Raw genomic sequence first — 8103 nt, 5'->3', positions numbered from 1 at the left:
GGTTCGACGCTAATCAGGAGACATCATGGCCATGCCTATGGGATACCAGAGCCTGGTGGGAGACATGGGTTCCAGTCTCTCGGGCGGGCAAAGGCAAAGAATAATACTTGCCCGCGCACTTTATAGAAAACCGAGATTCTTGGTGCTAGATGAAGCCACCAGCCATCTGGATGCAGAACGGGCGAGGCTGGTGCATTCCTCTATACAAGGAATGGGCATTTCAAGATTGATAATAACTCATAGCGAAGAGGCTGCTTCGCATGCCGCAAAGATTGGCTTCTTTGCCGACTTTGGAGCACTAACCGTCAAGTAGCACGGATTGTCATGCCGAATCCGGATCGGCTGAATATCCGGAAGCCAGAGGAGATGTGAGATGCGTGATGTCACTAATGATGAATTGAGTTCGATCTCGGGCGGCATGTTTCCCAGCGCTCATTTTTGGGGTGGCGTCCTGGAGACTGGCGGCGGGGCTGTGGGTGCCTATGATGGGGCCGTGATTGGAGCTGAGTTTGGGGCAATAGGAGGGCCTATAGGAGGGGTGGTCGGAGCTGTGGCTGGGTTCGCCGCAGGCTATTTGGCAGCCACCACCTTCGGCGGCGAGTAGGCTTTAATAAACCAAAAATCCTGTCCGTTCTCCGATGGGCGGACAGGATTGCGTCATGACGAGATACTCTTCATGCACCATGACACCAAAGTAAGGCGACTCCCCATATCCCTTAATTTCAAGGATAATTACAAGAATTTGTTTTACCTCACGTGCATTGCTCTTATTTTCGCTGCCGGCAACTTTCTTTCGAGGCATGCCGCGGGAGCGGTTACTGGCGGACTGTCGGGACTGATGGTCCATTGGTTCATGACAATGATTGGCTCTGTGCGCCTATATGGCACGGAGGCACAGGACGTAGTTGAGGGCGTTATTTTCAGGTCAGGCTATGTCGAGTGTGCGAATGGCAAATATCGTCATCGCCTGCCCCGCATTTTTAGGTTCGACTCCCAGGATATTTACATTGATAAAAACGGATCCTCGATTAACGTGATTGGCCCCGTATATATACTCAACCATATCAACAGACTGATTGGCCGACATTGATCGACGGGGGGAATGCCGTCAGGAGCCGGGCGACAACGGCCTAGGCCAAGCCACCAGCCCGCGATGGCCTGACGTCGCGCGCTGCGGCGTCCATCACCAGCACGGCCCCACAAACCCCCGCAACCGCGCCACCAGCGCCGCCTGGCTGTGCAGGGCGGTCTTCTCGAACACGTGCTTGAGGTGGTTGCGGGCGGTGCCGTCGCTGATCGCCAGGCGTTGGGCGCAATCATGCAGGTCGCGGCCGTCGGAGAGCAGGATGACCAGGACGGCTTCGCGCCGGGTGAGGTGAAGGTGTCGACTCCCCCGTAATCTTGATCCAGGCATAATTGGAGGTTTTCCGGGCAAACTAGTTCCAAGAAGACCGACGATGCGCAAGAGCAAGTTTACCGAGAGCCAGATCGTCGCGACGCTGAAACTCTACTTCTGACTGGCTCGAATCAACGAGGACGCTTCATCCCCTATGGCAAGGGAAGAGTCATGGCTGTTCTGAGTGCGGTTATTGTTTCGGGTATGGCGCTGGTGCCGGCCTGGAGCCTATTTTTGTACTTCAAGAAAAAAGGTCCGGGTGGCGCAGATTAAGAATGCGGCGGGCACCGTCCCGCGTCTTGTCCGCCTTTTAGAGGCGTCGTCACACTCAATGCCCTCCACAAGGACAGCAGAATGAAGAAACAAGCCTTGCGGCTGGCCGCCGCGATCTACATGGCCCTGGCCGCTGGCGGCGCGATGGCCGCGGCGCCCGACGCGGGCGTCATCCGCGCCACCCTTCCCAACGGCCTGCGCGTGGTGATCGTGCGCGATGCGCTGGCGCCGGTGGTGACCACCGAGGTGAACTATCTGGCCGGGTCGGACGAGGCGCCGGCGGGGTTCCCCGGCACCGCGCACGCGATGGAGCACATGATGTTCCGCGGCAGTCCGGGCCTGTCCAAGGACCAGCTCGCGGCGGTGGCGGCCAACCTGGGCGGGGCGTTCAACGCGGACACCACGCAGGGCGTGACGCAGTATTACTTCGTCACGCCGGCGCAGGACCTGGGCGTTGCGCTGCACACCGAAGCGCTGCGCATGCACGGCGTGGATGTGGCGGAAGGGGAGTGGGCCAAGGAGCGCGGCGCGATCGAGCAGGAGGTCTCGCGCGACCTCTCCAACCCCACCTACAAGTTCTACGAGCAACTGCAGGCGCAGCTGTTCGACGGCACGCCGTATGCGCACACGCCGCTGGGCACGCGCGATTCCTTCGACAAGACCTCCGCGCCGATGCTCAAGGCCTTCCACGACAGCTGGTACGCGCCCAACAACGCGATCCTGGTGGTGGCCGGCGATGTCGATCCGGCCGCCACGCTGGCCGAGATCAAGGCGCAGTTCGGCGACATCCCGCGCCGCGCGCTGCCGGCCAAGCCCTCGTTCGCGTTCAAGCCGGTGCAGGCGAAGACGGTGCGCCTGCCCACCGACAACCCCTACGGCTCGGTCTACGTGGTCTACCGCCTGCCCGGCCTGGCGGCGAAGGAGCACGCCACGGCCGCGGTGCTCGGCGCGGCCATGGGTTCGCAGCGCGCGGCGCTGTTTGGCATGGGCATGGACGGCACTGCGCTGTACGGCGGCTTCGGCGCGCAGCTGATGCCGGCGGCCGGTTTCGGCATGGCGGTGGGCATCTTCCCGCGTGGGGGCGACCCGCAGCCGGTGCTGGCGAAGATGCAGGCGATCCTGGCCGAGGCGGCGGCCAAGGGCATCGACCCGGCGCTGGTGGAGGCGGCCAAGCGCAAGGCCGTCGCGGAGCTGGAGTTCAAGAAGAACTCGGTGGATGGTCTGGCCGATGCCTGGTCGCGCGCGCTGGCGTTCGAAGGCATGGACTCGCCCGACGCCATCCGCGCCCAGGTCGAGGCGGTGACGCCGGCCGAGGTGAACGCGCTGGCCAGGCGGGTGTTCGATCCCGCGCACGCGGTCACCGCTATCCTCACCCCGCAGAGTTCCGGCAAGCCGGTGGCCGGCAAGGGCTTCGGCGGCGCGGAGAGTTTCGCCGCCAGCCCGGACAAGCCGGTGCAGCTGCCGGCCTGGGCCGAGCAGGCCTTCGCCACGCTGGCGCTGCCGCGCTCCTCGCTCAAGCCAACCACCTACACCTTGCCCAATGGCCTCACCCTGATCGTGCAGCCCGAATCGGTGAGCGACACGGTGGAGGTCTACGGCAAGGTCAAGGCCAACCCCGACGTGCAGACGCCCCAGGGCGAGGAGGGTGTCAGCGAGCTGCTGGACGGGCTGTTCGCCTATGGCACCACGCACCTGGACCGCCTGCGCTTTCAGCAGGCGCTGGATACGCTCGGCGCAAAAGCCAGTGCCGGCTCCAGCTTCTCGCTGGCTGTGCCGGCGACGCATTTCGCCGACGGCCTCAAGCTGCTCGCCGACAGCCAGTTGAACCCGGCGCTGCCGCCGCAGGCGTTTGCGGTGGTGCAGCGGCAGCTGGCGGGCTACGTGACCGGCGAGTTGCAGTCGCCGGATTTCCTCGCGCAACTAGGGCTGGGCAAGGCACTGCTGCCGGCGAGCGATCCCGAGCTGCGCCACGCCACGCCGCAGTCGGTGCTGGGTGTCACGCTAGACAAGGTGAAGTCGTACTACGCGCAGGTCTTCCGCCCCGACATGACCACCTTGGTGGTGGTCGGCAAGGTCGATCCGGCGCAGGCCCGGCAGTTGGTGGAGCAGGCCTTCGGTGAATGGAAGGCCGTGGGTGCGAAGCCCGACGTGGACTACCCGGCCGTGCCGCCGAGCAAGCCCGGTGAATTCCACGTGCCCGATGCCAGCGCGCAGCAGGACAGCGTGCAGCTGGCCGAGACGGTGGACGTGAGCCGCGACGATCCCGCGCGCTACGCGCTCTACCTCGGCAACGAGGTACTTGGCGGCGGCTTCTACGCCTCGCGGCTGTACCGCGACCTGCGCGATGCCTCCGGCCTGGTCTACACCGTCGACACCGCCTACGACCTCGGCAAGCACCGCAGCACCTTCACCGTGAGCTACGGCAGCGACCCGGACAAGGTTGGCCCGGCACGGGCGATGGTGGTGCGCGACCTGGAGGCCATGCAGAAGGCGCCGGTGGGCCAGGCCGACCTCGACCGTGCCAAGGGCATCCTGCTGCGGCAGATCCCGCTGGGCGAGTCGAGCTTCGCCGCCATCGGCAACCAGCTGCTGACGCTGTCGCAGGAAGGCCGCCCGCTCGATGCCATGACCGTGGCCGGCCAGCACTACCTCATGCTCACTGCCGAGCAGGTGCGCCAGGCCTATGCGGCGCACCTGCGTCCGCAGGCGCTGGTGACGGCGGTGAAGGGGCCGGCGCCGAAGGGGTGAATCCGTGTGCGGCATGTGCGGCCGGAGCACCAGTTTGCCGGTATTTGGCAGCGCCTGGACAAGGAGAACGCTGGAAATGCGGGAAAGTGACAGGCAGGCACTCTACCCGATACGTGTGGCTGGGCTTCGCGAGCAGCTTCGCGACACCTATCGCGTGTGTTTCCTCACCGGGGCGCACTTACTGCTTGCGCTCTTGTATATCTATGGCCGGGGCGTGTGGCAGGTCGCTGCGGTGGGAGCGTTCTTCGGCATGTTGCCCTCCACGGTGCTCGGCCAGCCCGCGCGCCTGCGCCTGCGCGGGGAGGATGACCGGCGTCGCCTCGATGCCTATATTGGGCGTCGCTTTCGCCGGTATCGGCGCGGCGCGCAGGGCTGGGCGCCGCAGTGGTCGCGCTGGTCCCGTTGGTGCTACTTCGACGGGCAGATCGTGCGCTACGAAGGCGAGGAGGTGTCGGCCTCGCTGGTGATCCTGCGGCAGCTGCGCAAGGTGTTGTGCGAGTCCTGAGCCTGCGTGCCGCATTGCGGGGAGAATCGGGCACGGCGGTGTCGGTCATCGGCGGGGGCGTCGGCAGCCGTATTGATCCATGAGGCGCTCGATGTCCTGCCTGGAGACGCGGTGGGCGACGCGTTCAGCGTCCGTCATGCCCTGCCAGGCGTCGGCGTCGAGGCAGTGCGGGTCGACGGCGCCGGCCAGCGTGCCGATGAGATGCACGAGGCCGCTCAGCCCCTGCGATTGCGGGTCCACCATGCGGAAGCGCGGGGCATGGGCAATGAACGTGCTGCCCGGCAAACGCGGTGCTGCGGCCGTTGGTGCCGGGCCGGCCAGCCGGCCGCCGCCCGGTATATATCCGGGCGTGCCGATGGGCACCGCTGGCGGAGACGGCTCCGGCACGGGGGCGGCAGGCTGGTGCGCAGTCGGGAGAGTGGCCGTGGACGGCGGCGTGCGGTTCGCCGGTTCGTGGCGTGTCGATCCGCGAAGTGCCGTTACCTGAGATGCCGGCTCGCCATGCATCGGGCCGGCTTCCTCCGGCCTGCCGGTCCGGCGATGAGGCTGCCCGATGAGCGGTCGAGGCAGGTCGATTGCCGCGGGTGCCGGTTGTGATCGGGGCAACAGGCGCACCTGCATGGCCTCGTGCCGGCCCGCCTCGGCGAAGGCGGGCACATCGGCCGGCGCGCGCGGGCGGAGCAGGGCCAGTAGCAGGGCGAGGTGGCCCAGCATGACCAGCGCCAACCGCACCGACCTGCCCAGCCGCGTGGGGAATCGCGACATCCTTGTCCTTGCCGTCATGCTGATCCCTATGTTTCGATGTGCGCCACGCGAGGAAGGCGGTACTTGCGGCACCACTCGGACTGCGGCGGCCTGGACGACGGTGTCGGCCCCGGCATGAGGGGGCGACCGGGCCTGGATCTCGCCAATTTCTGCCGAGGGCGCTGCATGGCTTCCCTGTTTTGCAGAGGGGCCGGGCGGTGAAGCCTTGCTCGAGACACGTCGCCACGCCTCCACGCCTCCCAACCAGGGGGACGCATGGCAGAGGTCGAGCGGCTGTTAGGGCACCGACGCCGGCAGAAGTTCCGCCCCGGCATGGCAATGGGGCGTTCCTTGTAGAAAACGGGGCTTCACGCGCCATCCGGACAGGGGCGCCATCGCGTGCCTCACCGCCGGCACGCTTCCCCAAACCCCCGCAACTGCGCCACCAGCGCCGTCTGGCTGTGCAGGGAGGTCTTCTCGAACACGTGCTTGAGGTGGTTGCGGGCGGTGCCGTCGCTGATCGCGAGGCGGCGGGCGCAGTCGTGCAGGTCGTGGCCGTCGGCGAGCAGGGTGGCCAGGGCGGCTTCGCGGGGGGTGAGGTGGAGGGCTTCGGCGATGGCGTCGCGGTCGAGCGGCGGCAGGCGCTCGGGGGCGGTGATGTAGAGCGCCGCGCAGCCGGCCGGGGTGGGCAGCGGATAGAGCGTAAGCAGTAGCGGCAGCCGCGGCGCGGGGCGCGGCAGCGACAGGCGAATGCCCTCGCGCCGGCTTGCCGGCGTGCCGCCCTGGGTGGCGACCAGGGCGATGGCCTGCCGCAGCCGCTGCGTGGAGGCGGCGGCGAGGGCGGCCAGGGTGCCGGCGCAGGTGCGCAGGCCGTCGGCCTCGGCCAGGATGCGGCAGGCCTCGGCGTTGGCGTAGCACGGTTGCGCGGCCGCGTCGGCGAGGATGACGCCGGCCGCCAGCCGGTCGAGCAGGGCGCACAGTGCGGCGGCCGGCACCTCCGGCGCAGCGGGCACGGCCTCGGCGACGGGTCGGCTACCGCGCGATGGCTGCATGGCGGGCTGCATTGGCGGCCTCTTGCGCCCGGTTCCTCGTCCCTTCGGCCTGTCCGGTTTGGGACAGGCGGACGACGCGGCGGGCGCCTACAAAGGGGCTTCATCTTACCCTCGTTGCGCAGGAGCCGGTGTCATGGCCGTCAATGAAGAGCGTTTGCAGGCATTCCTGGGCAAGGCGGTGGCGGACATGGGGGCAGCGATCAGCGCCACCCTGGTGCAGATCGGCGACGCGCTCGGCCTCTACAAGGCGCTGGCGGGCGAGCGGCTGACGCCGGCCGAGCTGGCCGAGCGCACCGGCACCAGCGAGCGCTACGTGCGCGAGTGGCTCAACAACCAGGCGGCGGGCGGCTACGTGGAGTTCGACGCGGCCAGCGGCCGCTACGGGCTCAACGAGGAGCAGGCGCTGTGCCTGGCCGACCCGTCGGGGCCGGTGGACCTGCCGGGCGCCTACGACGTGATCGAGGCCACCTACCACGCCAAGGACCGCACCCTGGCGCACTTCCGCGACGGCGAGGGCATGGAGTGGGGCGAGCATCACCCGTGCCTGTTCAAGGGCACCGAGCGCTTCTTCCGCGCCGGCTACAACGCCAACCTGCTGGGCAGCTGGCTGCCGGCGCTGGACGGCGTGGTGGAGAAGCTCGCCCACGGCGGCCGCGCCGCGGACGTGGGCTGCGGCCACGGCGCCAGCACGCTGCTGATGGCCAAGGCGTATCCGAACTCCGAGTTCATCGGCTACGACTACCACGCGCCCTCGATCGAGGTGGCGCGCCAGCACGCGCGCGAGAGCGGCATCAAGAACGCCTTCTTCGAGGTGGCCGACGCCGGCGGCTACGGCGAGAAGGGCTTCGACCTCATCACCTTCTTCGACTGCCTGCACGACATGGGCGACCCGGTGGGCGCGGCGCGCCACGCGCACGATGCACTGAAGGACGACGGCAGCTGCATGGTGGTCGAGCCGATGGCGGGCGACCGCGTGCAGGACAACCTGAACCCGATCGGGCGGATCTACTACGGCGCCTCCTCGCAGATTTGCGTGCCGGTGTCGCTGGCGCGGCACGGCCCGGCGCTGGGCGCGCAGGCGGGCGAGGCGCGGCTGCGCGAGGTGATGATGGAGGGCGGCGGCTTCCACCGCTTCCGCCGCGCCACCGAGACGCCGTTCAACATGGTGCTGGAGGCGCGGCCGTAGGCGCCGCCTGCATCCCGCCTGTAAGGAGCGCGCCTTGCGCGCGACCGGCGCCGTGCCGTCACCGCTACGTAGGCTGGTCGCGCGCAAGGCGCGCTCCTTACAGGCGGCGGTATGGGAGGTGGCCAGCATCGAGGCAGCGTAGGGGCCTCCAGCCTGTGGGCGCCTGTCCCCGAAACGTCCCCGAAACGATGAAGCCGGC

At 67.5% G+C, this 8103-nt stretch carries 6 protein-coding genes and 1 pseudogene; 4 read left to right on the top strand and 3 right to left on the bottom strand.

Annotation, left to right across the window (positions count from 1 at the left end):
• Nucleotides 1-19: 19 nt before the first annotated feature.
• Nucleotides 20-313 (top strand): annotated as a pseudogene (locus tag ACH65_RS18760) (ATP-binding cassette domain-containing protein); the annotation flags it as partial.
• An 870-nt stretch (nt 314-1183) separates the two neighbouring features.
• Here the strand turns inward: ACH65_RS18760 and ACH65_RS03330 are convergent.
• Nucleotides 1184-1414, bottom strand: a complete 231-nt coding sequence (locus tag ACH65_RS03330) for a LuxR C-terminal-related transcriptional regulator (RefSeq protein ID WP_049621162.1) — start codon at nt 1412-1414, stop codon at nt 1184-1186.
• A gap of 336 nt (nt 1415-1750) precedes the next feature.
• Between ACH65_RS03330 and ACH65_RS03325 the strand changes: the two genes are divergently transcribed.
• Together ACH65_RS03325 and ACH65_RS03320 are read left to right on the top strand one after the other, a co-directional pair.
• A complete protein-coding gene (locus ACH65_RS03325; RefSeq protein ID WP_049621161.1) occupies nt 1751-4417 on the top strand; it encodes a M16 family metallopeptidase in 2667 nt (888 codons plus the stop codon).
• 76 nt (nt 4418-4493) lie between these two features.
• Nucleotides 4494-4922 carry a hypothetical protein gene (locus tag ACH65_RS03320; protein WP_049621160.1) on the top strand — a complete coding sequence of 143 codons (429 nt, stop codon included), beginning with the start codon at nt 4494-4496 and terminating at the stop codon, nt 4920-4922.
• Nucleotides 4923-4967: 45 nt separating this feature from the next.
• Here the strand turns inward: ACH65_RS03320 and ACH65_RS19610 are convergent, their stop codons facing one another.
• Both ACH65_RS19610 and ACH65_RS03310 read right to left on the bottom strand, forming a co-directional pair.
• The gene (locus ACH65_RS19610) at nt 4968-5687 is read right to left on the bottom strand and encodes a hypothetical protein (RefSeq protein ID WP_153242460.1); all 720 of its coding nucleotides are present in this window, start codon (nt 5685-5687) and stop codon (nt 4968-4970) included.
• 383 nt (nt 5688-6070) lie between these two features.
• Nucleotides 6071-6718 (bottom strand): helix-turn-helix transcriptional regulator, encoded by a 648-nt coding sequence (locus ACH65_RS03310; protein WP_161805582.1) that lies wholly within the window; start codon nt 6716-6718, stop codon nt 6071-6073.
• A gap of 133 nt (nt 6719-6851) precedes the next feature.
• Between ACH65_RS03310 and ACH65_RS03305 the strand changes: the two genes are divergently transcribed.
• Complete coding sequence (locus ACH65_RS03305) at nt 6852-7904, top strand: class I SAM-dependent methyltransferase (RefSeq protein ID WP_049621157.1); 1053 nt, start codon at nt 6852-6854, stop codon at nt 7902-7904.
• Nucleotides 7905-8103 lie beyond the last annotated feature (199 nt).

The organism is Frateuria defendens (assembly GCF_001182895.1).
Taxonomy (GTDB): domain Bacteria; phylum Pseudomonadota; class Gammaproteobacteria; order Xanthomonadales; family Rhodanobacteraceae; genus Frateuria_B; species Frateuria_B defendens.
The sequence above is the reverse complement of the archived record's forward strand: the minus strand, read 5'-3'. Positions and strand labels throughout refer to the sequence as shown.